Origin of the sequence: Polaribacter sp. Z014 (assembly GCF_023555435.1) — a bacterium.
Lineage (GTDB): Bacteria > Bacteroidota > Bacteroidia > Flavobacteriales > Flavobacteriaceae > Polaribacter.
The window spans coordinates 41,304-68,130 of sequence record NZ_JALCZP010000018.1; the positions used below are offsets into that span (position 1 = coordinate 41,304).

A 26,827-nucleotide genomic window follows, 5' to 3' on the forward strand; every position below is an offset into this window, starting at 1 on the left:
ATTAAAAATCTAAAATGAATTATGCGTGTTTGGGTGGTTGAAAAACAGAAGGTTTATCAACTAAAGAATAAGATTCTTTGTAAAAATAATTTTGTTGAATTTGAATTGTTGGGGTTTGTTTCAATTCAAAAATTTGCGTGTTTAAAGTAAAAACAGACGGTAAATGGTTGTGATTTACACAATCTTGTTTAAAAGGTAAATCGCCATGTTCTTTGTGTTTTTTTGATATAGATTCTTTATCTCCATAATGTTCTATTAAAAAATCTGTAAAAGTGTCCCCGTATGTTTCTTGATGAAATTGGGCGTGTTCTATCAATACATTGATTTTAGAAAAAGTTTCTAAACCAATATTAAAACTCTGCAAGAGAATTAAATTTGATAATAAAAGTGCTGTAAGTTTCATCATTACGATGCAAATTAACCATTTTTTTTAAACTTTTAATGAAATAATTGTTACATAAGAAGAAAATTAACAATATTAAATGTTAATTAGATAGCAGCATTATTTATTGTTTAAAAAAAGTGATTTGTCTGGTTGAGCGCAGTTGAAGAACCAATCAAGGTTTATAACAGTTATTTCACAAAACGGAGCCACAACAGTTGTCATTTCGAAGTATTGAGAAATCTCATAGCAGTGAGAACATAACGAGAACCAAACTTTATGTGATTTCTCCCAAAAGGTCGAAATGACAAAACTGCACGTTATCATTTTTGCTCAATATTTTTTTCTAGTTTCGAACTGATATTATAACAACATTTTAAAAAATAGCTCTCAACTGCACAGTTCCGGTATGAATGGTTTTTGAGTTCTCACTTTTTCTACCTAAATAAGATAAGTTCAGATTTAAAAAAGCATTTAATTTCTGATTGAATAAAAGATTCCAAGTATAATTTTTTCCATCCTGTAAACCTTCTAACATTTGGTAGGCAACGGGCGAGTTGGTATCACCAGTAAAATCATTTAAAAATACGTTTGCATTGGCAGAAATTTGATTCTTTTTACTGTTGATGTAGAAGTATTCAATTCCGAATTTTTGTTGCTTCAACTGTTCGAAATCTGCGAGTTGGTTTTCTTTATTTTTAAAGTGATAAAAAGCAGTTAAACGATTGCTTTCATTGTATAAGAAACTAATTTTTGGCTGAAACTCATTGGCATTAATGGTGTAGTTTCTATTGTTGAAATTGGCTGTTTTTAAATCATTTTCAGCGGTTTTACCCATCAACTCAAGCAACCAAAAAGTTGCAAATTTATGTGCAAAATCTAGCTGATGTAACTCAATGTTATTTTCTTGATTTCCGATAAAATATTGTTGCTTATTTCTGTTTTTTCCGTAAGTATATGTTGTACTATATTTTTGAAGGTTTCTGTTGAAATATAGACTATTTCTAAGACTGAAATTTAAACCAATCAGTTTACTTTCATCAAAATCAAAAGGATTAAAATTAAACGAATTCCCTATTCTTTGCTGTTCATTTTCTACACTTAAAAAACTCTGGTTATAAAACTTAGAAAGTACTTTTTTAACCCCATTTTTAGCTGTCCAAATTCTTGGGTTTAATGTTATAGACTGCGTAAATTTTGCTCTTTGAGTGGCAATAAATTGTAAATTTGGTTTTGGTAAACGTAAATATTCCGCTTGATCTTGAAATTCTGCAACTTCAAATTCATCAAAATCCTTAACGCCATCGCTGTTATAGTCTATCCAAGTATAATACCCCAAACCAGGTTCTGTTTTTACATAAATATATTCTTGTTGGGCAACGTTACCCGATGAAGTTTCATAAACGGTTCCTAAATTGATGAAACTATTAAATAATGCTTGATTAAAAACAACTTTAGAGTTTAACGATTTTTCATTGTCTGTAAACTTGTTTTCTGTAAGTCTGTAATTCGCAAAAACACTTAAATTGGTTTGTTTGTTTTGTATGATTTTACTGTTGATGTAAAATGTTTTTCTATTATTAATTTCTGTAAAACTATTCGACTTTATACTGTCGTTATTTCTGTAATTAAATCCGAATTTGGCAAATACATTGGTAGAATCTCCAATTCCGAAATAGGTTTCATATTCTTTAAATTTATGGCTTGTATTGATAAATTCTTGTGTGGTAAGGTCTTTTCTGCTATTGGTTTCAAAGTTGATAAATGCTCCCAACCATTTTTTATTAAAATCATGTTCTACTTTAGCTTTCGCTCTAAAAAACGAGTTGTCTTCGGTTGTTGAAGTGTTTTGTAAAAAACTACCATTTACATAAAAGGAAGTGTTTTTTAACTTCATCTTAGATTGTAATTCATGCTTGTTTCCAGAAAAAATATCTTTGTACGTTAAGTTGTTATATCGGTATAAAATAAAATCTTCCTTTTTATTTTGTAAGCTAAATTCAGACTGAAAATAGCTTTTGGTGGCGTCATTTGTTAGAATATTCCAATCTCTGTTAAATTCTACCGTTTCCCAACGTTGTACTGTTCTAAAATTATTCTGCACAAATTCATGACTTACATTACTCTGTAATTTCCATTTTTTATCAATTAAAGTCTGTTGCCAATTTACTTTTGTAGCGATGGCTTTATTTTGGGCATCATCTATAGTAGAAAACAAATTGGCATCATTATTACTCAATGCAACTTCGGTATTAATTATTGTTTTTCCAGAAGGATTGTATGCAGATTGAACAATAAATAATTGCGATTTTGTAGGTGGAGTTAAACGAATAATAGGGTTGAAATTCCCTTGATTTGTGCCAACAAATAAAAAGATATTTCCGATTGCTGTGGTTTGGTCCAATACATAATCTCCTAAATTACTGCCAACGTTAGAAAAAGTTACCGTGTACAATTCATCAGCTGGATTGCTAGAATATTCAAAAATTTCTTTGCTACCGTTTATAACTTTTTTGTAGAGAATTTTATTTTCATTAAAAGCATCTACGTAAGCACTTTCTGCAATCATTAAATCTGTATTGTTACCAGCACTTTGTAAGATTTCTTTTTGTTCTGCAGTTAAATTTTGCTGAATGGGTTGGTTTTTAGCATCATTTTCCGAATAAAAATAACCAGCAATACTAAATTTTTCACCTTCGTAAGAAGCTTCATCATAGGTTATAAAACGAGTATAGTTTCTTTCTGAATATTGAAAATCAATTTTAATTCTCATATCATTAGTAATTGGATATGTGGTATTGAATTCTATTTCAGCTAAATTATAATCAATAGTATAATCGTTTTCTTCTCCGCGTTTAATAGGAATTCCATTGATAAAAACCTGTTCGCTGCCTTCTATAATTAAAATGGCAGTTTCATTATTAGTCCCTAAAATTTTATACGGACCTTGATTGCCTTCTACACCATTAATGTTATATGAGCTAAATCTACCTCTCACCACAGCGCCAGAAGCGGCAACTTTAAGGTTGTCATTTAAATTAGCTTCTACCAGTAAGCCTGAAACTTGTTTGGTAAACGGTAAAAAATAACTTTTGGTGTTTTTTAGAGAAATATCTCCCGCTTTTACACGCCAATTATCAGTAAACATTTCAATAAAAATACGGTCGAAATCGGTGATGTTTTGCGAATATCCGTTTTCTTGAATGGGAATATTCGTGTCAAAAATATTGGCTCTTAAGGTTACGTCTTTAGATAGTTTTCCAGAAATTTCTAAATCTAAAGCAGAACTTGTAACTGCGTTCTGGTTATTTCCAGAGGTAATTCCTCTAGAGATAAAACCTTTGGTTTGTAAACCATCAAACAATTTGATATCTGAAGCTTTTTTGTTGGTGGTTAAACTGTATAACTTGCCGGTATTTGTGCCGTTTGGCAGGATGAATTTTTCATCAAAAGGAGTGTATATTTTGGTGATAAAATCTGGTAGGCGAAAATATTCTACCGTAATTTCTGTATATTTTTTTGAGTTGATACTTAAAATAGCATTACTAAAATCGATTGTAAATTCTGAAGTAGGAATTTCTTTAGAAAAAGCATCTAAGACTTTAAATTTCTCTGGATTTAAAGCTACAGAATCTAATTGAACGGTATCTTTTTCAATCAAATATTTCTGTATTCTAAAATCTTTAGATTCAGTTTGAGCTTGGATTGAGAATCCAATAAAAAGTAAAAAGAAAAAGAGAATTCTTTGAATCATAAAAAACTATACGTTTTAAACGTAAAAATATGTTTTTTAATGTTTGAATAATAAAATTAGAACAGCGATTGCTGTTTTACTGGGTTTTCGTGCGCCAATAACCATTTTTTACGCCAAATTCCGCCTGCATAACCCGTTAAAGAACCATCCGAACCAATAACTCTATGACACGGAATAATAATCCAAATTGGGTTTTTGCCATTTGCAGAAGCAACCGCTCTTATCGCTTTTACATCTCCTAAAGCTTTGCTTTGTTCTAAATAGGTTCTTGTTTTATTAAAAGGAATGTTTAATAATTCGTCCCATACTTTTTTCTGAAAATCGGTTCCTTGAGGATTTAATTTTAAATCGAAATTACTTCTTTCTCCAGAAAAGTATTGCTCTAATTGAGCGACACATTCTTGTAAATATTCAGGGATTTCAGAATTTGTCACTTCGAGTCTTTCGTCTTCGCTCAAGATAAACTCAGACAAGGGATCATCATCTAAAACCGAAACAGATTGAATTCCGTTTTCGTCTCCTACAATTTTTGCGGTACCTAATGGTGTTTTGTAGTATGTGGTTTGTGGTTCTAACATTTAAATCCCAAAAACATCTTTAGAATTCTGGGTTGTAATTGCTGCAATTTCATCAAAAGGAAGACCATAAATATCTACTAATTTATCTACTACGTTGGTTAAATAAGCACTTTCATTTCTTTTTCCTCTATATGGAGTTGGTGCTAAATAAGGCGCATCGGTCTCTAAAACAATGTGTTTTATGTCAATTTCATTTAAAAACTTATCGATTTTACCATTTTTAAAAGTAGCAACTCCACCAATTCCTAATTTCATATTGTAAGAAATAGCTTGTTTTGCTTGTTCTAAAGTTCCTGTAAAACAATGAAAAATCCCTCTTAAATCATCACCTTTTTCAGATTCTAAGACTTCAAAAACTTCATCAAAAGCATTTCTACAGTGTATGTTAATTGGAATTTTTCTTTCTTTTGCCCACTGAATTTGTGTTCTAAAAGCATCTTGCTGTTGTGTTAAAAAAGTTGTATCCCAATATAAATCCATTCCGATTTCACCTATGGCGTAAAATTTTCTTTGATCAATCCATTCTTTAACCAATGCCAATTCTTCTAAATAGTTTTCTTTTACAGAAGTAGGATGTAAGCCCATCATTAAAAAAACATCATTTGGATAATTTTTTTCTAATTGTAACATCTTTTCTGTGTACGTAGAATCTATGGCAGGAATAAAAAAACGAGTAACGCCTGCGTCTTTAGCGCGTTGCATCATTTCTGCTTGATCTTCTTTAAACTGACTAGAATATAAATGGGTATGCGTATCTGTAATCATTTAGTGTAAATTTTCAATTGCAAAATTACTAAATATTCTTAGTGAAAAGAGCTATTGTTTAGCGTTTTATAAAACGTACCTTTGCAGAAAAATATTAAGAATGACTTTTCAAGATTTAGGAATCTCTAATCAATTACAATATGCTGTTGACGATTTAGGCTTTGTAAGCCCGACGCCAATACAAGAACAAGCATTTTCTGTGGTTAGATCAGGGAAAGATGTTGTGGGAATTGCGCAAACAGGAACCGGAAAAACCTTTGCGTACATGTTGCCTATTTTGCAAGATTTAAAGTTTTCTAAACAACTACACCCAAGAGTTTTGGTGTTAGTACCAACGCGTGAGCTAGTTTTACAGGTGGTTGAGCAGATAGAACAATTATCTAAATATATTAATACGCGTGTTTTAGGCGTGTATGGTGGTACAAACATCAACACCCAAAAACAAGCTATTTTACAAGGGCAAGATATTATTGTGGCAACTCCTGGTCGTTTATATGACTTGGCGTTGAGCAATGCTTTAAAGTTAAAATCTATTCAGAAATTAGTAATTGATGAGGTAGATGTAATGTTAGATTTAGGGTTCCGTTTTCAGTTGATGAATATCTTTGACGTGATCCCAGAAAGAAGACAAAATGTATTGTTTTCTGCGACGATGACGGAGGATGTAGATGCGTTAATTTACGATTTCTTTAAAAATCCAGAGAAAATATCTGTTGCGGTAAGTGGAACGCCACTAGATAATATTGAGCAAGTTTCTTATAATATTCCTAACTTTTTTACCAAAGTTAATTTGTTACACGAGCTTTTATCCGATAAAGAAACCTATAATAAAGTATTAATTTTTGTTGGTTTTAAAAGAACAGCAGATTTGTTATTTAAGCACTTACAAGAAGCGTTTAATGATGAAATGTGTTTAATACACTCTAATAAAACTCAGAATTACAGAATTCGTTCTATAAAACAGTTTGATGAAGGTAAAAATCGAATTTTACTAGCTACAGATGTAATGGCGCGTGGTTTAGATTTTGATAATGTTTCTCATGTTATCAATTTTGATACACCAGAATTTCCTGAAAACTATATGCACAGAATTGGTAGAACAGGTCGTGCAGAAAGAGCAGGAAAAACCATTCTTTTTTCTACGCCAAAAGAGCAAGAAACAAAGAAAAGTATAGAGGAGTTAATGAATTATGAAATTCCGGTTTTAGACTTACCAGAAGATGTTGAAATTTCTAAATTATTAACAGAAGATGAACGTCCGAAAGAAGATCAAGGGATTTCTAAGAACAGAACTTCTTTAGAGTATGTTCCAGGACCTGCATTTCACGAAAAGAGCGAGAAAAATAGTCAAGTAAATTTAGGTGGTTCTTATAGAAGAGAAATCGCTGCAAAATATAAGAAGCCTAAAACTAGAGGAGATAAAAACTACAACAAGCATAACAAGAAAAAGAAAAAATAATGCAGATTTTAACAGCACAAGAATTGCATAATTTGGCAATGAACATTGTTGGTAAGAAGCTTACAAAAATGGGGTATGAATTTCAGGCTATAAATAGTCAATTAAAAAGACATCCTCAGTTTGTATTATTTAAAAAAGGAGAGCCAACAATTTTTGTGTTGGTAAAAGCGAGTAATAATATTCAAAATCCGAATGAATATGATACCATTTGGATGGAGACTTTTAAAAACCATGCTAAAAAACAGAATGCCAAAGTTTGGTTTGCTGGCGTAGGAATTGCCAACGCAGAAAGTGTGGAAAGTCCAGTTTTCAAAGATCAGCCTTATTACGAGGCTTTTGATGATTTTATAAAAATATTAGAATAGTATTTACCTTAAAAAAATGTACGAGAGTAATTAGTTTTCTAATTTTCTCTCGTACATTTATATATATACTTCTAGCTAGAATAATATGTTAGCTTTTGGTAAACAACTTTTTACATCATTAACAGCTGCTTCATTTAATGTTCTATTACCTGTTAAATTAATTGATCCACTAAAAGAAGAATCTATATCACATAAAGATTTAATATCGTTTAAATTATTTAGAGATAAATTAACTTCTTCTATTGAGTTTAAATTCGAAAAAGTATTTACAGTGGTTAAATCACAGTTAATTAAGTTTAATTTTTTAAGATTAGTTAACGTATTTAAAAAATCAAAATTATTTTTTAAATCATTAGATGTTAAGCTTAATGAGGTTAAATTAGTTAAGTCTTTAATGTCTGAGAAATCTTCGATTAAGCTTTCTTCTAAATCTAAATCGATAAGTTGTTTTAAGCCTTTAATTATAGAAAGATCGGTTATTTGAGAACGTTGTATTTTTAATGTTTTTAAATTAGTAAGACCAACTAACGGAGTTAAATCATCAATACTAGAATAATTTAATTCAAGAGATTCTAATTTAGAAAGAGTAGCTAATGGTGTTAAATCTGTAACACTAAGTTTAATGTCGCAAGGGTTTGTAATTTTTAAATAAGTAAGATTTGTGAAATTCTCTATACCAGATAAAGTTGTTACGTCTCCATCGTTATTAAAATCATTACAGACTACTAAATCTAAAGAATCTATAGCTTTTATATCACTGTAAGATATATCTTCCTTAGTTATTGTTAAAGCTTCCTTTATACTTTTTTTTAAGTTATTATCTTTAAATTGGATAATAAAATTATCTTCAGTAACATTAGGGGTATTTGGAGTGTCTATGGTTGTTTCATTTTCTGCACATGACATAAATAGCATTATAAGTGCTAGTGGTAAAAAGGTTGTTGCTTTTTTTAATTGAATCATATTTTATATTTTAAAGTGTTAAGTGGGTATAATAACGACCTTGTTTATAATTTATTCTGTAAGTTTTAAATAAAAGAAATGTTTTTTTAATCCCTAAGAGTGTCTTGTTCAACTATACTCTCTCTAAAATTAAAAACCACTCAACAGAGTGGTTTTTAAATAGTATAAAAACTATTTTAAATTAAAATACAATCATTTTTTAATGATGTTTTTTTGTTTGTTATGGATTTGTAGACCACAAAGAAGCGCCTTTAAGCATGGCTCTTCTTGGTAATTTTAATCCAGCTACAATTAACTCAGCAAAATCTTCTGGCTGTAAAACAGAGTCTTCAGAATCTTTGTTTGCAATACCTAGTTCTATAGACATATCAGAAGCAATTGTACTTGGTGTTAGTGTACAAACTCTAATGTTGTTTTTACGAACTTCTTTCATTAAAGATTCCGACATACCGATAACTGCAAATTTAGAGGCAGAATATGCAGATGTAGTTGCGTTTCCAGATAGTCCTGCAGTAGACGCTACATTAAAAATATCACCTTCATTTTTATCAATTAAATAAGGTAAAACTTCTTTTGTTACATGATACATTCCCATAACATTGGTTTGTATAATTTGAGTCCATTTGCTAACTTCCATGTCGTTTAAAGAACCAAAAGCAGCAATTCCAGCATTGTTTACTAAAATATCTACAGTACCTAAAGCATCTATAATGTTTTTGATTCCTGTTTTAACTTCTTCGTAAACACCAACATCAAATACTTCATAAATAGCATTTACGCCAAATGCTTTTAGTTCAGAAACAGTTTCTTTTAAAACGGTTTCATTTCTACCTGTTATTGCTACCTCTATTCCTTCTTTTGCAAAGGCTATTGCGGTTGCTTTTCCTAATCCTCTTCCACCACCTGTTATAATGGCTTTTTTGTTTTTTAAATTTTCCATTTTATAAATTTTTAATAAAGATTTTTTTAAACAAAAAACCATCTGAATTTCAGATGGTTTTTAACTATTTTTTCAAAAAGAATTATTTATCAGAATCTTGCTCTAATAAATCAAAGAATTGATTTAATTTAGGCATAATAATAATTTTTGTTCTTCTGTTTTTCGCTTTATTAGCACTAGAGTTGTTAGGCACTAATGGTATGTATTGGCTTCTACCTGCAGCAATTAATCTAGCTGGAACTACTCCAAATTTATATTGTAAAACTCTTGTAATAGAAGTTGCTCTTAACACAGATAAATCCCAGTTATCTTGAATTAAATTTCTTTTTATTGGTGTAGTATCTGTATGACCTTCAATCATAACTTCCATTTCTGGTTGGTCATTAATTACTTTTGCAATTTTTTCTAAAACAGAGTATGCGCTAGTATTTACATTATAACTTCCGCTTTTAAACAATAGTTTATCCGAAATAGAAATAAATACTACTGTTTTTTCTACGTTTACTTCGATGTCTTTATCTTGAATTCCGTTTGTTAAGTTTTTAGTTAAATGATACTTAATAGCAAGATTTAATGAATCTTTTTGAGTCATTGCTTTTCTAACACCATTAATGTATTTGTCTTTTTCACTTAACTGTGAAATAACATTTTTAATATTATCAGAAGAAGATTGCGTTAAAACAGTTAAGTTTTCTACTTGTTTTAAAGCTCCTTTTTTATCTTCTTTTAGCGTTTTTACTTGTTCTGATAACGAGAATGCCTTAGTAGATTCTTTTTCGTTTTCAATTAAACACTTTTGTAAATTAGCTTTTACATTTACTAATTCTGTTTTAGTTTTGTCATGTTCTGTTTGTAGCGTAACAAATTCTTTTTTAGAAACACAAGAACTCACTACGATAGCAGTTAATAATAAGAATGATATTTTTTTCATTGATAAGATATTTAATTCAGTTAACAAATTTAACAAATTGTAGCTACAAAAAGTACTATTAATGATATTTTATGAAAACTTTATGTTCTACTTTTGTATAAAGATTCTAAAGGTTATGATGTCAAAATATAAAATTATTCTTATGTTGTTTATAATGGTTTTTTTTTCTTGTTCTAAAGAAGATAAGACTAAAGACTTTACATTAAAGGGATATGTTTTTGGAACATCCTATAAAATAACGTATTTAAATGGTGCTAAGAACTATCAAAAATCTATTGATAGTTTGTTTTTTTTAATGAACAAATCCTTATCAACTTATATCTCTAGCTCAGATATTTCTAGAATTAATAGAGGAGATTCTACGGTTGTTGTGGACGATTTATTTTTAGAAGTTTTTATGAAATCTAAAAGAATTTATAAAGAAACCGATGGTTATTTTGATCCAACTGTTGGAAATCTTGTAAATGCTTGGGGTTTTGGTCCTAAAAAAGAAAAAATAAATTTAACTAAAGATCAGGTAAAAGAAGAAATGCAATATGTTGGTTTAGATAAAGTAACTATTGTTGATGGTAAGGTTAAAAAACAAGATGCTCATATTTATTTAGATTTTAATTCTATAGCCAAAGGATTTGGGATTGATGAGGTAGCTCGTTTTTTTAATAGTAAAAATATTTCTAATTATTTAATAGAAATCGGTGGCGAAATACGTGCTAAAGGCATAAAAAAAGAAAACCACCCTTGGGTTATAAAGTTAGTCAATCCTATTAAAAAAGATAGTATAAAAGGGTATAGAAATATAAACTTATCTAATAAATCGATGGCTACTTCTGGTAATTATAGAAAATTTAGAGTTACCAAAGATGGACAAAAATATGTACATACAGTAAATCCTAAAACAGGTTATGCAATAGAAAGTAATTTGTTAAGTGCGTCCGTAATAGCTAGTTTAGATTGTGCTGATACAGATGCTTATGCTACCTCTTTTATGGCAATGGGGCTTAATAAGGCAAAAGAATTTTTAAACAACCATAAAAATATAGATGCTATTTTATTGTATATGGATAAGAATGGTGTTTTAAAGGAATATAAGACAAATGCTTACTGGTAGTTAGGCTTTTACCTTCTGTTTTTGTTATATTGCATTTTAATTTATAACTTAGAATAATTGGTATTGCTATGAAAAAATTACTTCTTATACTTTTATGCTTAATTTCTTTTGCACTTACTAATGCTCAGTCTAATAAAGACATTGCTGGTGTGTATATAAAAAGAGCAAAGGAAGCTATAGAAACAAGTATTAATTACAAAGGGGCTTTGGTTCAATTTGAAAAAGCATTGAAGTATGTTGATACTATAACAGAAAGTGATTTAGCCACTCTAGCTTCATTAATCTATTATGAAAATCATTTATATCAGGAGACTGATAAAGAAAAACTAGATTTTTTAAAAAAGTCAGAAACTTACAATAAACAATACTTTTTACTTACTACAAATAAAGCTTCAGAAGAATATACGAATAACTTAGAGAATCTTATTTTAATTCAGGAAACAATTGAAGAGTTAGAAGCAAAGATGAAAAAGGAAGAAGATGAGCGTATCAAGAAAGAAAAGGAGCACCAAAAAATAGACTCATTAAAAATGTTTTGGAAGAAAAAGTCTGAATCGTTGTCTTTAAAAGTAGATAGTATTTATCGTTTTAATGCGAATAATGTTGCGTTATATTCAAAAGATGGAAGTTTTGGAGTTGTAGATGATATGGGGAGAATTATTGTAGAAGCTACAGATTTTAAAGATGCAATTAGTTCTGAGGGTTTTATCCTTTTAAAAAATAAAAAAGAGGAAGCTAGTAAAATTTACTGTTTTAATACAAATGATAAAAAAGGTTTTCTTTTGCCAAATGTGTCAGAGTTTAATTCCCTTGCCACACATTATGGTCAGGTAATGTTGCCTAGAGGAAATGGAAGATTGGTTACTTACCCAAATAACTCTTTTGAACCAATGGTTTATGACTTAAATGTGAAAAAAATTGTTAGAATTTCTAATGAAACGGAACTCTTAAAAACCTTAAAAAGGGAAGATGTAATAGATAAATATAATAAAGATGGAGAAGTTAAAATAAACAAAGAATGGTATGATTTTGGAGGTCATTTAGGAGGGCGAATGCATCCATTATATTTTGATGGGAACCATAATGTACATTCTTTTTTATGTTCTACTAATAAAAAAATATTAAGTTCAGATGTTGGTTATGAGTATGTTGGTGCTTTTTATGAAGAGAAGTTTCAGGCAATTAAAAAAGGTAAAGTTATTTGGATAAACCAAGAAGGAGCTAAAGTAAGTGTTGCTAAAGATGCTTATGAGAAATATGTAAGAGATTCTAAAGTAGTGAAATTAGAGGGAGGAAAATACCAAATTTCTAGAAATAATGTAATTGTTATGGGGGATGAAGAATTAGAGAAGTTGGGTGAGTTTTTAAGAAAAAATAAAGACAATTAATCTTTATAGCATACGGGGAGAATTTCTCCTTTCATTAAACAAAATCGTTCTAGTTTTTCTGGAGCGATTTTTTTTGTGTAATCAATTTCCTCAACTTTAAAACCTATAGAACGTAACTTGTTAAAATAATCTCTACCGTACACTCTTACATGATCATATTGTCCAAAAATCTCAGCACGCTTTTTTTTGTCTGTGATAGAATCATCTTCAAACGTTTTTTCTCTTGATAAATCTTGCGGAATCTGAAATATACCAAATCCACCTTTTTTCATTACTCTAAAAAGTTCTTGCATTGCCTTGGTGTCGTCTGTAATGTGTTCTAAGACATGATTACAGAAAACAACATCAAACGAGTTGTCATCAAAAGGTAAGTCGCAAATATCTGCTTTAACATCTGCAATTGGAGATTCTAAATCTGAAGTGGTATAAGTTAAGTTTTTTTGTTTTCTAAAAATATCTAAAAAACATTGTTCTGGCGCAATGTGTAAGGTTTTTAGTTTTTTGGTTGATGTAAAAAAGTCTGTCTCATCTCTTAAAAATAACCACATTAATCGATGTCTTTCTAAAGATAGGGTAGAAGGAGAAAGTGCGTTTTCTCGTTGCTTACCGTATCCGTAAGGTAAAAACTTACGAAAACTCTTACCATCTATAGGATCCGTAAATTTATCGCCCTTTAAAGAAAAAGCAATAATTGGCCTTACTAGATAACTAGCTTTTATTAACCAAGGTCTTGGGATGGTATTTAGAATGGATTTAAAAATAGACACGAATTACACGGATTACACAAAATGAGAGTTATAAAATTACTCTTTTGTAGGTTAAACTATCTTCACCAAAATTAACTAATAAGCCTAGTTTTATTTTTGATGCAGCTAAATAATTAAGAGTTTGTTTTATATGGCTGTTTGTTAAACATTCAATTGCTTTAATTTCAAGTATTATTTTATTATCGATAACAAAATCAGCAAAATAATAATGAGACAATTTTTCTCCTTTATATAATATTTGAAATTTTACTTCCCTTTGATATAAAATTCCACGTCTTTTAAATTCAATTTCTAAAGCATCACCATAAATAATTTCACTAAAACCTTTTCCTAACTCTTTATGAACTTCCATGCAGGAACCAATAATGTTATATGATTCCTGTTTATGTAGAAGTTCAGATTTCAATTTTTTTGGTGAAATTAAAGTTTATTTTTTAGTGACAATTAGTGAAATTAGTGTCTGTTTTATTGTCTGAATTCGTCTTCCTCATCGGTAACAATCCCTAATACGTCATGTACATATTTAAATGTAGAAAGAAGTTCTGGTTTTCCGTTAACAATAGCAACATCATGCTCAAAGTGGGCAGAAGGTTTGTTGTCTAAAGTTGTAATTGTCCAGCCATCAGAATGTTGTCTAATTTTATGAGTACCTAAGTTTGTCATTGGTTCTATGGCAACTACCATTCCTTCTGCAAACTTTTTACCTCTACCTCTTTTTCCGTAGTTAGGCATTTCTGGATCTTCGTGCATTTCTCTTCCTAAACCATGTCCTACTAGTTCTCTTACAACTCCATAGCCATGATCTTCAGAAAATTTTTGAATAGCATAACCTACATCACCAACTCTGTTACCTGCTTTAAATTCACGAATACCTACATATAAACTAGCTCTTGTTACATCTAGTAGTTTTCTTGTAGCCGGTTCAATCTCTCCAACGGCAAAAGTATAGGCATGATCTCCGTGAAAACCATTTTTATATGCGCCACAATCTATAGAAATAATATCGCCTTCTATTAGTGGGTTTTTATTTGGAATACCGTGTACTACTTGAGAATTAGGACTCATACAAAGTGAATTTGGAAAATCATATAAGCCTAAGAAACCAGGTACAGCACCTTCAGATCTAATAAAGTCTTCTGCAAGTTTGTCTAAATATAAAGTAGAAACTCCAGGTTTTACTTCTTTTGCAAGCATACCTAATGTTTTAGAAACGATTAGGGCACTTTCGCGCAACAATTCTATCTCTTCTCTTGTTTTTATCTTAATCATTTTAAATAAATTGAAAGACAAATTTACTACATTTTAGGTAAAATAGGAGGGTTTGTCTATTTGAAAAAAGAGAAAAATCCTTTTTTCTTTTTTTCGGGTGGCTCGTAGTTAAAAATAGCTTTGTGTATTTCTGTCCACCCTAAAAAACCACCAACATTTCTATCATCTATAAATAAATCGGCATGAATTTTACGGCTGTGTTTTTCATCATATTCCTCTTCTGGGAAATTCTTATTTATGGCATAAAATTCAATATTATTTTCTTTGCAGAAAGCAACAGCTTCATCTAATCTTTTACCATGTCTGTAGGTCCATAAAATTAATCTATGACCTTGAGATTGTAGTTTTTTTAAGGTTTGAAAAGCAAAAATTATTTCTTCACCAATTTTAGGATACGCATCTTCTACAATGGTACCATCAAAATCTACAGCAATAATTAAAGGGTTTGTTGGTAGCATTTATTATTTTTGGTATGAATGTTTGTATGCTTTTCCTGAAACAATTTTTAGCATGTCTTTTTCTAAAGATTCTCGAGCATATTCAACAAATCTACCAATTTCTTTTCCTTCTTTATAAAAGATAAAAGTTGGTACTCTTTTTATGTCTAAACCTTCTTGTAAGTTATCTGGTGTTTTTTTACTTCTGTTTACAGTAACTAATTCAAAATTATTTAAATTAAAATCTGCTTGTTCTAAAATTTTGTATAAATGCGGGGTTTCTCTTTTACTATCTCCACACCAAGTACCCATAAAACCTTTAATTTTAACTCCTTTTAATTCCTTTTTAAGGGATGTAATAGTGGTTGCATCTGGAGTATATGTATCAAACTTTTGATTAAACCAACTACTGTATGGGGTTTGTTGAAAAGACTCTTTATTAGCTAATCCAATTAAGTCGCCACTTAGATTCTTTGTTGCGGTTACTTTTTGAGTTTTAATTACTTTCTGTTGTACGTTACAAGATGATAGTATTACTACAAAAGCTAATATAAAAAGTCTTTTCATTTTTTTTAAAATAGGATTATAATAAAGAATGTTGTGTCATTTCTTTTGGTTGTGCTACATCCATTAAATCTAAGATTGTAGGAGCAATATCACCTAAAACACCACTCTTTACAGACTTAATTTCTTTATCAATTAAAATAAAAGGAACTGGGTTTGTAGTGTGTGCTGTATGAGGAGATCCATCAGGATTCATCATGGTTTCACAGTTACCGTGATCTGCAATTAATAAAATAGAATATCCATTATCTAAACCAGTTTCTATAACTTCTTTAGCACAAATATCTACAGCTTCACAAGCTTTAATAGCAGCGTCCATCATTCCGGTATGACCAACCATATCTCCATTAGCAAAGTTTAAGCAAACAAAATCTGCTTCACCTTTCTTTAAATCTATACACAAAGCATCTTTTAATTCGTATGCAGACATTTCTGGTTGTAGATCATAGGTAGCTACTTTTGGCGAATTTCTTAAAATTCTAGATTCTCCTTCAAACGGAGCTTCTTGCCCTCCTGAAAAGAAAAATGTTACGTGTGGATATTTTTCTGTCTCTGCAATTCGAATCTGTTTTTTACCTGCATTAGATAAAACTTCACCTAACGTATTTTTAATATTATCGGTATTATAGATCACGTTAATTCCTTTAAAACTTGCATCATATAAAGTGATGGTTGTGTAATAAAGGTCTAATTTTTTCATTCCAAATTCTGGGAAATCATTTTGAGACAAAGCATTTGTCAATTCTCTACCTCTATCTGTTCTGTAGTTAAAGAAAAGGACAACATCACCTTCTTTAATTTGAGCTTTCGGAGAACCATTTTCATTTGTTATAATGATTGGTTTGTGAAACTCATCTGTGATACCTGTTTCGTAATTAGCTTTTATAGTATCAATAACGTTCGTTGTTTTGGTACCAACTGCATTTACCACACCATCGTACGCTTCTTTTACACGTTCCCAACGGTTATCTCTATCCATAGCATAATAACGACCTGTTACAGTTGCTATTTCACCAGTGCTTTTGTCCATGTGTTCTTGCACTTCTTTTAAGAAATAAGGAGCAGATTTTGGATCGCAATCTCTACCATCTGTAAATGCGTGTAAATACACATTATCTACTTCGTTTTCTTTAGCAACATCTAATAATCCTTTTAAGTGATTAATATGTGCATGAATTCCTCCATTAGAAACTAGTCCTAATAAATGAACGTCTTTATTATTTTCTTTAGCATATTTAAAAGTATCTAATAATACCTTTTCTTTACCTAAAGTATTTTCTTTTACAGCTTTATTGATACGCGCTAAATTCTGATACACAATTCTACCAGCACCTAAATTCATATGTCCTACTTCAGAATTACCCATTTGTCCTTCAGGTAAACCTACATGTTCTCCATCTGTTCTTAATTGAGCGTTTGGATACTTGTCATATAAACTATTAATAAAAGGTGTTTTTGCGTTGTAAATAGCAGATACTTTAGGGTCTTGCGTAATTCCCCAACCATCCAAAATCATAAGGATAACTTTCTTGTTCATTGTCTTAAAATTGAAAAGTAAAATTAAGGAAAATTTCATTGTTTTTATTGATTTTCTCGTTTTTTTACGAAACCGATAACGTAAATAAACGTTAAAATAAAGAACAATTATATTGCTTCTATAAGTAGTGTTATAAGGATAAGAGGATAAACATTCTTTTGCAAATAAAAAAATAATAGAAATTTTTAATCAGTTAAAAACTCAATTTCAATTAGATTGGTTATTGACTTTAGAATTATATGAAGTAGCTTTGCAAAATAATCTTTCTATTCTATAGACCATTTTAGAAAGATTAGAAGATTTAAAATGTAACAAAAGCTACACAAACCTAATTGAAAATGGATTAGTTTTGTGCTAAGTTTAATATTAAAATAAAAACAACATGGGTCTATTTGACATGTTTAAAAGAAAAGATATGAGTGCAGAAATTAAAGAATACTTAGAAAAAGGAGCTATAATTCTAGATGTAAGAACAAAAGAGGAGTGGGATGAAGGACATACAGCAGGTGCAAAACATGTGGTTTTAACTGTTATTCCTTTAGAAATTGATAAAATTAAAGCTTGGAACAAACCAGTAATTGCTGTTTGTAGAAGTGGAGCAAGAAGTGGGCAAGCTACTCAGTTTTTAGCTAAAAATGGAGTAGATGTAATTAATGGAGGACCTTGGCAAAACGTAGATCAACACGTTTCTGATAAATAAACTTTAGATAATCGATTCATACCGATTATTTATTTTTGTATTATAAATAAAATAGAATTGTAACTAATTTGTTATGATTCTATTTTATTGTAAAAAACGGAGTGATTTTTTCTTCTACTAAACCCCATTTTTCTATGTCTTTGTAGTCTAATGTATACTTTTAAAGAGTGGGATAGTTTTCTTATGACAGCAAATGTTCCGCCAAGCATTGAGCCAACAAAGGCTCCCATTGTAATTGGATTAAAATCATGACCAGTAATAAGATATTTTAGGTAGAAAACAGTAATTCCTATTGCAATAGAAACAAGAAATACCTTTAGTTTTGATTTTGTTAAAAGCGCATAAGTACCGCAAAAAAGTCCTGTTATTACTGAGGTTATAGTAATTTTTGTTAGAATTAGTTCTAATGCACTAATTTCATCTGTAACAAAAATTGATGTTACAAACATACCTATTAAAAGTCCTGAAGTTATTCCAATTAATACTTTTTTCATCATTTGGGGGATAATGTTATTTATTTTAAAGATACATTTTTTAAATTAAATATACTTTTTAAGTGTAATTTTTTTTTAAAGTAAATAGTAGTTAATTATTTAGGTATTTTTAAAAAGTGATAAAAGAGAATTGAGTATTTAACTTGTCTTTTTTAACTTCTAAATTTTTTAAAAACTGTTGATGTTGTATGGAATTTGGATTAAAAGGTCTATGAGAAATTCCTTTTTGAATTATTTCTACCTCTTTCATTGTTAAAGTAGCCTCTTCAGAAAACCAAGTAGCAACAAATTTTTCCCAAATATAATTAATGGCAGTTTTGTTGGGGTGTACCATGTCTTCTGCATAAAAACGATAATCACGTAATTCATCCATCATAATTTCATAACTAGGAAAATAGAACACATAGTCATCATTAAGTACGTTGTGTATGGCAGTAATTAAATGCGCTTTACTTTGTGTATTTTCTGTAAAACCATCTTTTAAATGTCTTACTGGAGAAACCGTAAAAATTATATTTAAACGCTTATTGATTGATTTTAAAAGTACAATTATAGCCTCTAAACTTTCCGTAATTTCATCAACAGAAAGTAATTCTTTTAAAAATTTTTTCTGTGGAATTTTATGACAATTTGCAACAATTTTATCTGTTTCAATAAAACGATATACCCAAGCAGTGCCTAGAGTAATTATAATATGTGTTGCTTCCTCTAATTCTTTTTTTGTTGATGAAATTACAGCGTTTAAGTTGTTTAAAATCTCATTTTTATTAGTAGTGCTTAAACTAGAATGAGCATCAAAACTATGCCAACGTTCATTTTGGAAGATTAAATCCGTTTCTGTGTATTCTTTTTCATTTATAGCATTTGTAATTAAATTTTCAATTGCTTTTGGGTGAAATAGAATTCCGAATGGATTTTGGTTAGATTGAAATTTAAAATAATTGAGTTTATCTCCAATATTTTCTGAAAAACAAGAGCCCAAGAGAATCAATTTAGATTCAAAGCAGACTAAATTATTTGATGCTTTTTTTAATGGGATTTTTGTTTGTAGATTCATTTAATATTTCAATAATTTTTTAGTTTTAGAGATGCCTTTAGATTGATAATGTATAAAGTAATTTCCTTTAGGTAAATTATGGACATCAACTTTTAAAGTATGCTGTATAGAACTATATTTTTCGCTTGTAATTTGTTTTACAACGGCACCAATACTATTGTATAAAGTAATTTTTACGATTTCGTTATTTCCTAAAAATTTAATATTAACCGAATCAATTGTAGGGTTTGGATACACAGAGATCTCTAATTCTTTTAATAAAAAATCATCACTAGAAAGTGAAGCAGAACAACCTTTTTTAAAAATAGGAAGTGCGTCAAACTCATTAAATAAAACGGAGGTAGATTCTTGTTTAGTAGCACCTAGCCAATCTGTTAAAATTGTACTATAGATGTTTCTAAAGTCGTATTGCATTTGTACTGATTCTTTTTCGTCTACTTTAGTGTCAATTTCTGGGGCATCACCCAAAACTTGGTTCTTAGCACAAGTTCCAAATAAAAATAAAGGAGCAGCAGCACCGTGATCTGTCCCTAAACTATTATTGGATCGAATTTTTCTTCCAAATTCAGAATACGTCATTCCAACTACTTTCTGATCAATATTTAGTAATTCTAAATCTTCTTGAAAAGCCGCTATGGCATCAGATAATTCCTTTAATAATCGACTATGAATTCCTTCTGTAACATTTCCTCCTTCAACTTGATTGTTATGAGTATCAAAGCCACCTAATTGTACAATGTATACTTTTGATTTTAATCCGCCAGAAATTAGTTTTGCAACATTTTTTAATTTTCCTGCTAACTTAGTGTTGTTAGTATTTTCGTATTTGGTTGATAAATTATTACCTGATTCAGATGCGTTTTTAACGATATCTGCATAGGCATTTGTTTGTGAAATTGTATTATTAATGTAATTTAAAGAATCTCCGTAACAATTAGAAGAAATCTCCCCTGTACTAGATAATAAAGCAGTTCCTGGGTTATTAGGATCTGATACTGCCATAGAAAAATTAGCGGATTTTCCTTGGCAAGTTTCTGATACTACTTTTCCGATAGTAATTGCAAATGGGTGTGGATGATCTTTATTTGGATAGTTTACTGGGTATTCAGAGTTTTCTTCACCAAAAAAACGTCCAAGCCAACCAGAAGTAATGTTTTCATTAGAACTGGACGCAGAATTCCAAATATCAGTAGATCTAAAGTGAGATCCATTTTGATTCGGATATCCAACATTCTGGATAATAGATAACTTTTCATGATCCCAGATTTCTTTTAGACCAGCTAAAGAAGGATGAAGGGCTACGCCATTATCTAGACTTAATAAATTAGCTTCTGGTACTATAATGTTAGAACGTACGCTCTGTAAATTATCATATTGATTATTATTAAAAACGGTGTTTAAGCCATCATTACCTCCCTGTAATTGTATTAAAACCAATATATTTTCATTGTCTTCTAGAAATTGGAAGTCTTTGGGTTTTTCACTTGCAAATAACGGAAAACCACTTAGTGCAATTGGTAAAGAAGCAGTAGCTAATGTACTTAATTTTAAAAAATCTCTTCTATTTAGTTTTTTTGACTTCTTCATATTACATTATTTGAAATTCAGACATTTGTACCATCATTGCAATTAAATTTCTAAGTTTGTTTTCTACAGAAATTCGCATACCTTCATTTGAAGAGTTCTTTAAATAATTAGTATATTCTATTTTCCATTCATAATCTGGTAAACCAGGAATTAAGATGTCTTTTAAATCATCAATTTGATTTTGTGAAATAGGGTAATTGAATAACTGATTAGATAATTCTGTTATTAAAATGTTTGGATCTTCAGAATTTGTTATTTCAGAAGCAATTTGTAAAACAGGAACTAAAGGAGCAATGGTATATGTTCTGCCCTGTTTATCTATAACCAAATCTCCACCTGTTACCATTAATCTGCAAAAATTTAATCTTTTAGGTAGTAGATAACTGTTTATCCAAATTTTATCAAATAATGGTTCTTGGTAATACGCTTTCCAACCAGCCACATTTGGGTGATGAAATATTGACTGATTTAAATCTGTACAAGTATTATATAATAATAGGGCATAATTATATTCTTCATTAACAGAAGTTGTTGGAGCAGAAACTTGTAATGATTTTGTAACGGAAAACATTAAATCTATAGGGCTTTTTATCATACAGAAAGTGTTTTCGAAGAAATGGTCTGATGCTAGAAGTGTTTTTAAAGCAGGTACAATATCGTAATTATTGTTTCTTATTATTTTAGATAAAGGTTCAATTATATTAATTTCAATATCTGCAGTTATTTCAGGTCTAACAAACCATTTGTAGAGTTTTCTAGTAATGAATCTTGAGCATTCATCTTGTTTAAATATGGTGTCAATTAAATCCTTATATTCATTTTCTCCGTTTTCTGAAATTATAGCATTATTAAATCTGTGTGATAAAACTTTATCACCTTTGGAATGTGCCTGTTCAGAGAATAAAGGTGTAAAAGGGTCTGGCAGAAGTAAATAAGGTGATCTCCATCCTGTTAATATTTTTGCCATTGATACAATATCATCTTCCGTGTAATTTGTATAGTCTCCATTGCCAATAGCCTCTCCTTTTCCAATCGTAAAAAGCTCTAATAATTCTCTCGCATAGTTTTCATTTGGAGCAATATTTGAACTCTGAGTACCACTTAAATATTCTAAAATATTTGGGTCTACAGTTATTTTTTTTACTAGCTCTTTAAAGTTTTTTAAAGAATTTTCTCGTAAAAGGTTTATATAAACGAACTCTCTGTGTGGAGTCTCATTTTGAGCTACAAAGTGGTTGTGCCAAAATAATGTGAGTTTTTCCTTAATAGAAATTTCTTCATTTTGCATTTGTAGAAAAGACCAAGCATATAAAGAGTTTTTTCTAGAAGCGAAAATCTGTTCTCTATTTCCACCACTTGGTATGTCTACGGGGTATGGAGGTGCATTTACCCAGCTTTCTTCATATTTTGCACCAGGATCCTCTATTTCATCATTACTACCAGGTTTTCCGTCATATTGATATTTTAATGGAAGGGCTGGTAGTGGGGTTTCTTTAAATAAGGTATTGATAGTTTCTAATAAACCTAGTGAAACCGAGGACGTAACTAATTTTTGTGTTACACCGAATGAGGATCTTTTTAATAAATGTCTTGCTTGTTTTGTGGTCCAATTACCAGAATAAGTATCTAAATGGGGCATAGTTTAGATTAATAGATGAAAATAATTATAATTTTTCAAATTTATAACTTTTTTTGAGTAACTGTAGCAATATCAATAACTTAAATTTAAAAATAAGTATTATGCTTATACTAGATAATTTTTAGCTTTTTCTAAAGCCTTCGGAATTCCACCAGGGTTTTTACCACCGGCTGTTGCAAAGAAATTTTGTCCACCACCACCACCGTGTATTAATTTCCCTAATTCTCTTACTACCTTACCAGCATCATAGCCACGTTCAATAGCGAGTTCTTTAGAAATATAACAGGTTAACATAGCTTTGTCTTTTGCTGCAGAAGAAGCAAAGAATAAGAATGCATTTTTATGTTCTTTTCCTATTTCAAAAGCAAGATTTTTAATTCCGTTTTGGTCTAAGTCTACTTTTGTAGCTAAAAACTGTACGCCATTAATTTCTTGTATTTGATTTTTTAATTCGCCAGATAAATTCTGAGCTTTATCTTTTAATAATTGTTCTATTTGTTTCTGTAAAGCAGTATTTTCATTTTGCAATTTCAGAACAGCTTTTACAGGTTCTTTAGTGTTATTTAATAAATCTTTAATTTCGAAAAGAGCTTTATTATTTTCAAAATAAAAATCTTTTACAGCATCATTTGTTATTGCTTCTATTCTTCTAATTCCAGAAGCTACGGCACCTTCAGATTTAATTTTAAAATGCCAAATATCACTGGTGTTTTTTACGTGTGTTCCACCACAAAGTTCAATTGATTTACCAAATTTTATAGCTCTAACAGTGTCTCCATATTTTTCTCCGAATAAAGCCATAGCACCATCTGCAATTGCTTTTTCCATAGTAATATTTCTACTTTCCTCTAACGGAAGTTTTCCCTCAATTCTTCTGTTTACAAAATTTTCTACTTCGCGTAATTCTTCCGCGGTTAATTTAGAAAAATGAGAAAAATCGAAACGTAAATATTTAGAATGTACAGCAGAACCTTTTTGCTCTACATGCGTTCCTAAGACTTCTCTTAGTGCTTGGTGTAATAAGTGAGTAGCTGTGTGATTAGATTCTGTTTTAGATCGTTGTTTTTTATCAACTACAGCTTTAAAAAGACCCTTAATGTCTTTGGGTAAATTTTTAGTAAAATGAATAATAACGTTATTTTCTTTTTTAGTATCTAGAATATAAATAACATCTCCGCGAGTATCTTCTAAATATCCTTTATCTCCAACTTGTCCTCCACCTTCAGGGTAAAAAGGTGTTAAGTTAAATACTAATTGATACATTTCACCATCTTTTTTAGAAGTTACTTTTCTGTATCTTGTAATTTTTACATTTGCTTCTAAGGCATCATAACCAATAAATTCTTCTATAGAATCATCAACCAAGATGGTCCAATCATCTGTAGACATTTCACTTGCTGCTCTAGATCTATTTTTTTGTTTTTGTAGTTCCTCTTCAAACCCTTTCTCATCTAAAGTGAATCCTTTTTCAGAAAGAATTAAAGATGTTAAATCGATTGGAAAACCATAAGTATCATACAATTCAAAAGCCTTATCACCAGAAACTTCTTTACCAGAAGTGTTTTCTATAATTCTATCTAATAAAAGTAAACCTTGATCTAAAGTTCTTAAAAAAGAAGTTTCTTCTTCCTTAATTACGTTTTCTATTAGTTGTTTTTGTGCTTTTAATTCTGGGAAAGCATCTCCCATTTTTTTACTTAAAACATCTACTAATCTATAAATAAAAGGCTCTTTTTTGTTTAAGAATGTAAAACCGTAGCGCACTGCACGTCTTAAAATTCTTCTAATTACGTAACCAGCACCAGTATTACTTGGTAATTGCCCGTCTGCAATAGAAAATGCAACAGCTCTAACGTGGTCTGAAATTACACGAATAGCAATATCTTGTTCTAAGTTTTTACCATATTTTACATCAGTAATCATTTCGATTTCTCTAATAATCGGTGTAAAAACATCTGTATCGTAATTAGATTTTACGTTTTGCATCACCATACATAAACGTTCAAATCCCATTCCTGTATCAATATGTTTGTTTGGTAAATCTACTAAAGAACCATTTGCTTTTCTATTGTATTGCATAAAAACAAGGTTCCAAATTTCAACTACTTGAGGATGATCTTCATTAATTAAAGTTTTACCATCCACTTTCGCTTTTTCCTCTGCAGAACGAATATCTACATGAATTTCAGAACACGGTCCGCAAGGTCCTTGTTCTCCCATTTCCCAGAAATTATCTTTTTTATTTCCTTTTAAAATACGGTCTTCAGCAATAAATTGTTTCCAAATATCAAATGATTCGGTATCCATTTTTAAGTTATCACCATCATCAGATCCTTCAAAAACGGTTACATATAAAATATCTTTATCAATTTTGTAAACTTCGGTTAATAACTCCCAAGCCCAAGCAATTGCCTCTTTCTTAAAATAATCGCCAAAAGACCAGTTTCCTAACATTTCGAACAAAGTGTGGTGATAGGTATCATATCCTACTTCTTCTAAATCGTTATGTTTACCAGAAACACGTAAACATTTTTGAGAATCAGACATTCTATTCTTTTTAGGAACTCCATTTCCTAAGAAATATTCTTTAAAAGGCGCCATCCCAGAATTTACAAACATTAAAGTTGGGTCGTCCTTGGTTACCATTGGTGCAGAAGGAACAATTAAGTGTGCTTTTTCTTGGAAAAAATTTAAAAAAGTAGCGCGGATATCTTGTGATTTCATATAAAAAGAAGTTTCCAACAAGTTGGATTATGTTAAATTATTTTTAAAATAAACTGCGAATAAAAAGCAGTTGTAAAACATTTTGTAATTTCGTAAATTAATAAAAATGAGTTTCAAATATAAAACTCACATTATAAAACAAAAATAGTATATTTAGCAATATGGCAAAAGTAAAATATTATTACGATGCAGACACGCTTTCTTACAGGAAAATTGCTGTAAATAAGGGTGATTACTATAAGAAAACTGTTTTCGGAGTTTTAGCTTTGCTTTTAACGGCTTTCTTTGGTTTTATTATTTTTAGTCAGTTTATTATGTCGCCAAGAGAGCGATCTCAAAAAAGAGAGTTAGAAAACTTAAAGTTGCATTATGAGTTGCTTTCTAAAAGAATGGATGAAAGTTCTTCTATTCTGGGGCAATTGCAAGTAAGAGATAATAATATATATAGAACTTATTTTGAAGCAAACCCTATTTCTGAAGAGCAAAGATCTGCAGGTTTTGGAGGTGTAAACAGATACAAGTATTTAGAAGGTTTCGATAATACTAATATGATAACCGAGCTAACAAAAAATATAGATATACTTTCTAAAAAGCTAGTGGTACAATCTAAATCTTTAGATGAAATAGTAACTTTAGCAAAAGAAAAAGAAAAAATGTTGGCTTCTATTCCTGCAATTCAACCTGTTAAGATACAAGATTTAACAAGAATGGCTTCTGGCTATGGTATGAGAATGCATCCAATATTAAAGTACAAAAAGATGCATAAAGGTATGGATTTTACGGCGCGTGTTGGTACACCTGTTTATGCCACTGCAAACGGTAAAGTAATTAGAGCACAAAGAAGTAGTTCTTTTGGTAATGTTGTTTATATAGAACATGGTTATGGGTATGAAACCATTTATGCTCACATGAAAAAAATTGTAATTAAAAAAGGTAAAATCGTAAAAAGAGGAGATTTAATAGGTTATGTTGGTAATACCGGATTATCTGCTGGTCCACATTTACATTATGAAGTTCATAAAAATGGTGTAGCAGTAAATCCTATTAGTTTTTATTATGGAGATTTATCTCCAGAAGAGTTTTCTGCAATGCAAAAAGCAGCAGAAGAGGAAGGACAATCTTACGATTAAGGTTTTGTTTATAAAGAATAAACAAGAGATTAGATAATAGCGAAAAGACTAAATCTATGTTTTTTATGTGCCTATTTGTTAGTTTTTTCAAAGTTTTAGAATCAACAATCAAGAATCAAGAGTGAAAAGAGAAAAATAAATCTTTTCAAAAAGTTAATAAGTTTTAAGGAAATTCGAATTAGTATTACTAAGATTTTTTTAATTTTCGAATACTGAATACTGAATACTGAATACTGAATACTGAATACTGAATACTGAATACTGAATACTGAATACTGAATACTGAATA

At 30.0% G+C, this 26,827-nt stretch carries 24 protein-coding genes; 6 read left to right on the forward strand and 18 right to left on the reverse strand.

Features of this window, described 5'->3' with window-relative positions; genetic code table 11:
• Positions 1-19: 19 nt before the first annotated feature.
• The 4 genes from MPF19_RS15390 to MPF19_RS15405 form a co-directional block, all read right to left on the reverse strand.
• Positions 20-406 carry a hypothetical protein gene (locus MPF19_RS15390; protein WP_203393180.1) on the reverse strand — a complete coding sequence of 129 codons (387 nt, stop codon included), beginning with the start codon at positions 404-406 and terminating at the stop codon, positions 20-22.
• A gap of 352 nt (positions 407-758) precedes the next feature.
• A complete protein-coding gene (locus MPF19_RS15395) occupies positions 759-4,136 on the reverse strand; it encodes a DUF8818 domain-containing protein (protein ID WP_249989022.1) in 3,378 nt (1,125 codons plus the stop codon).
• 56 nt (positions 4,137-4,192) lie between these two features.
• Positions 4,193-4,714 (reverse strand): methylated-DNA--[protein]-cysteine S-methyltransferase, encoded by a 522-nt coding sequence (locus MPF19_RS15400; RefSeq protein WP_203393178.1) that lies wholly within the window; start codon positions 4,712-4,714, stop codon positions 4,193-4,195.
• The gene (locus MPF19_RS15405) at positions 4,715-5,479 is read right to left on the reverse strand and encodes a TatD family hydrolase (RefSeq protein ID WP_249989024.1); all 765 of its coding nucleotides are present in this window, start codon (positions 5,477-5,479) and stop codon (positions 4,715-4,717) included.
• A gap of 100 nt (positions 5,480-5,579) precedes the next feature.
• Here MPF19_RS15405 and MPF19_RS15410 point away from each other — a divergent pair, with 100 nt between their 5' ends.
• Both MPF19_RS15410 and MPF19_RS15415 read left to right on the forward strand, forming a co-directional pair.
• On the forward strand, positions 5,580-6,938 hold the full coding sequence (locus tag MPF19_RS15410) for a DEAD/DEAH box helicase (RefSeq protein WP_249989026.1): 1,359 nt from the start codon (positions 5,580-5,582) through the stop codon (positions 6,936-6,938).
• Positions 6,938-7,303 carry a DUF8840 domain-containing protein gene (locus tag MPF19_RS15415; protein WP_166387593.1) on the forward strand — a complete coding sequence of 122 codons (366 nt, stop codon included), beginning with the start codon at positions 6,938-6,940 and terminating at the stop codon, positions 7,301-7,303. Before MPF19_RS15410 ends, MPF19_RS15415 begins: the two co-directional genes overlap by 1 nt.
• A 75-nt stretch (positions 7,304-7,378) precedes the next feature.
• On the opposite strand, the gene MPF19_RS15420 is transcribed toward MPF19_RS15415, so the two are convergent.
• From MPF19_RS15420 to MPF19_RS15430, 3 genes are all read right to left on the reverse strand, one after another.
• On the reverse strand, positions 7,379-8,266 hold the full coding sequence (locus tag MPF19_RS15420; protein ID WP_249989028.1) for a leucine-rich repeat domain-containing protein: 888 nt from the start codon (positions 8,264-8,266) through the stop codon (positions 7,379-7,381).
• A gap of 220 nt (positions 8,267-8,486) precedes the next feature.
• Positions 8,487-9,206 carry a 3-ketoacyl-ACP reductase gene (locus MPF19_RS15425; protein ID WP_203393174.1) on the reverse strand — a complete coding sequence of 240 codons (720 nt, stop codon included), beginning with the start codon at positions 9,204-9,206 and terminating at the stop codon, positions 8,487-8,489.
• 82 nt (positions 9,207-9,288) lie between these two features.
• Positions 9,289-10,137 (reverse strand): OmpA/MotB family protein, encoded by an 849-nt coding sequence (locus MPF19_RS15430; protein ID WP_203393173.1) that lies wholly within the window; start codon positions 10,135-10,137, stop codon positions 9,289-9,291.
• Between the two features lie 142 nt (positions 10,138-10,279).
• On the opposite strand from MPF19_RS15430, the gene MPF19_RS15435 reads away from it, so the two are divergent.
• Both MPF19_RS15435 and MPF19_RS15440 read left to right on the forward strand, forming a co-directional pair.
• Positions 10,280-11,245, forward strand: a complete 966-nt coding sequence (locus MPF19_RS15435) for an FAD:protein FMN transferase (protein ID WP_249989030.1) — start codon at positions 10,280-10,282, stop codon at positions 11,243-11,245.
• Positions 11,246-11,313: 68 nt separating this feature from the next.
• Positions 11,314-12,633 carry a hypothetical protein gene (locus tag MPF19_RS15440; protein ID WP_249989031.1) on the forward strand — a complete coding sequence of 440 codons (1,320 nt, stop codon included), beginning with the start codon at positions 11,314-11,316 and terminating at the stop codon, positions 12,631-12,633.
• On the opposite strand, the gene MPF19_RS15445 is transcribed toward MPF19_RS15440, so the two are convergent.
• From MPF19_RS15445 to gpmI, 6 genes are read right to left on the reverse strand one after another with little or no spacing between them, the layout of a single operon-like run.
• Positions 12,630-13,400, reverse strand: coding sequence for a class I SAM-dependent methyltransferase (locus MPF19_RS15445; protein ID WP_203393171.1), 771 nt, complete (start codon positions 13,398-13,400; stop codon positions 12,630-12,632). The genes MPF19_RS15440 and MPF19_RS15445 overlap by 4 nt on opposite strands.
• A 28-nt stretch (positions 13,401-13,428) precedes the next feature.
• On the reverse strand, positions 13,429-13,806 hold the full coding sequence (locus MPF19_RS15450; protein WP_262501899.1) for a GxxExxY protein: 378 nt from the start codon (positions 13,804-13,806) through the stop codon (positions 13,429-13,431).
• 59 nt (positions 13,807-13,865) lie between these two features.
• Entirely contained in the window at positions 13,866-14,669 is an 804-nt protein-coding gene (map, locus tag MPF19_RS15455) for a type I methionyl aminopeptidase (RefSeq protein WP_203393170.1), read from the reverse strand.
• A 56-nt stretch (positions 14,670-14,725) separates the two neighbouring features.
• Positions 14,726-15,127 (reverse strand): BT0820 family HAD-type phosphatase, encoded by a 402-nt coding sequence (locus MPF19_RS15460; protein ID WP_249989033.1) that lies wholly within the window; start codon positions 15,125-15,127, stop codon positions 14,726-14,728.
• A gap of 3 nt (positions 15,128-15,130) precedes the next feature.
• A complete protein-coding gene (locus MPF19_RS15465; protein ID WP_249989035.1) occupies positions 15,131-15,673 on the reverse strand; it encodes a thioredoxin family protein in 543 nt (180 codons plus the stop codon).
• 16 nt (positions 15,674-15,689) lie between these two features.
• Complete coding sequence (gpmI, locus tag MPF19_RS15470) at positions 15,690-17,207, reverse strand: 2,3-bisphosphoglycerate-independent phosphoglycerate mutase (protein ID WP_249989037.1); 1,518 nt, start codon at positions 17,205-17,207, stop codon at positions 15,690-15,692.
• Positions 17,208-17,589: 382 nt separating this feature from the next.
• Between gpmI and MPF19_RS15475 the strand changes: the two genes are divergently transcribed.
• A complete protein-coding gene (locus MPF19_RS15475) occupies positions 17,590-17,907 on the forward strand; it encodes a rhodanese-like domain-containing protein (RefSeq protein WP_249989039.1) in 318 nt (105 codons plus the stop codon).
• Positions 17,908-17,978: 71 nt separating this feature from the next.
• Here the strand turns inward: MPF19_RS15475 and MPF19_RS15480 are convergent, their stop codons facing one another.
• The 5 genes from MPF19_RS15480 to alaS all read right to left on the reverse strand — a co-directional run bounded on the left by MPF19_RS15480 (position 17,979) and on the right by alaS (position 25,408).
• Positions 17,979-18,401 carry a threonine/serine exporter family protein gene (locus MPF19_RS15480; protein ID WP_249989041.1) on the reverse strand — a complete coding sequence of 141 codons (423 nt, stop codon included), beginning with the start codon at positions 18,399-18,401 and terminating at the stop codon, positions 17,979-17,981.
• Between the two features lie 109 nt (positions 18,402-18,510).
• Entirely contained in the window at positions 18,511-19,458 is a 948-nt protein-coding gene (locus tag MPF19_RS15485; protein ID WP_249989043.1) for a GSCFA domain-containing protein, read from the reverse strand.
• Positions 19,459-21,045 carry a T9SS type A sorting domain-containing protein gene (locus tag MPF19_RS15490; protein WP_249989046.1) on the reverse strand — a complete coding sequence of 529 codons (1,587 nt, stop codon included), beginning with the start codon at positions 21,043-21,045 and terminating at the stop codon, positions 19,459-19,461.
• 1 nt (position 21,046) lies between these two features.
• On the reverse strand, positions 21,047-22,684 hold the full coding sequence (locus MPF19_RS15495) for a DUF1800 domain-containing protein (protein WP_249989049.1): 1,638 nt from the start codon (positions 22,682-22,684) through the stop codon (positions 21,047-21,049).
• 105 nt (positions 22,685-22,789) lie between these two features.
• Positions 22,790-25,408: an alanine--tRNA ligase gene (gene alaS / locus MPF19_RS15500; protein WP_249989051.1), complete on the reverse strand. Its 2,619-nt coding sequence runs from the start codon at positions 25,406-25,408 to the stop codon at positions 22,790-22,792.
• Positions 25,409-25,569: 161 nt separating this feature from the next.
• On the opposite strand from alaS, the gene MPF19_RS15505 reads away from it, so the two are divergent.
• Positions 25,570-26,538: a M23 family metallopeptidase gene (locus tag MPF19_RS15505; RefSeq protein ID WP_203393160.1), complete on the forward strand. Its 969-nt coding sequence runs from the start codon at positions 25,570-25,572 to the stop codon at positions 26,536-26,538.
• Positions 26,539-26,827 lie beyond the last annotated feature (289 nt).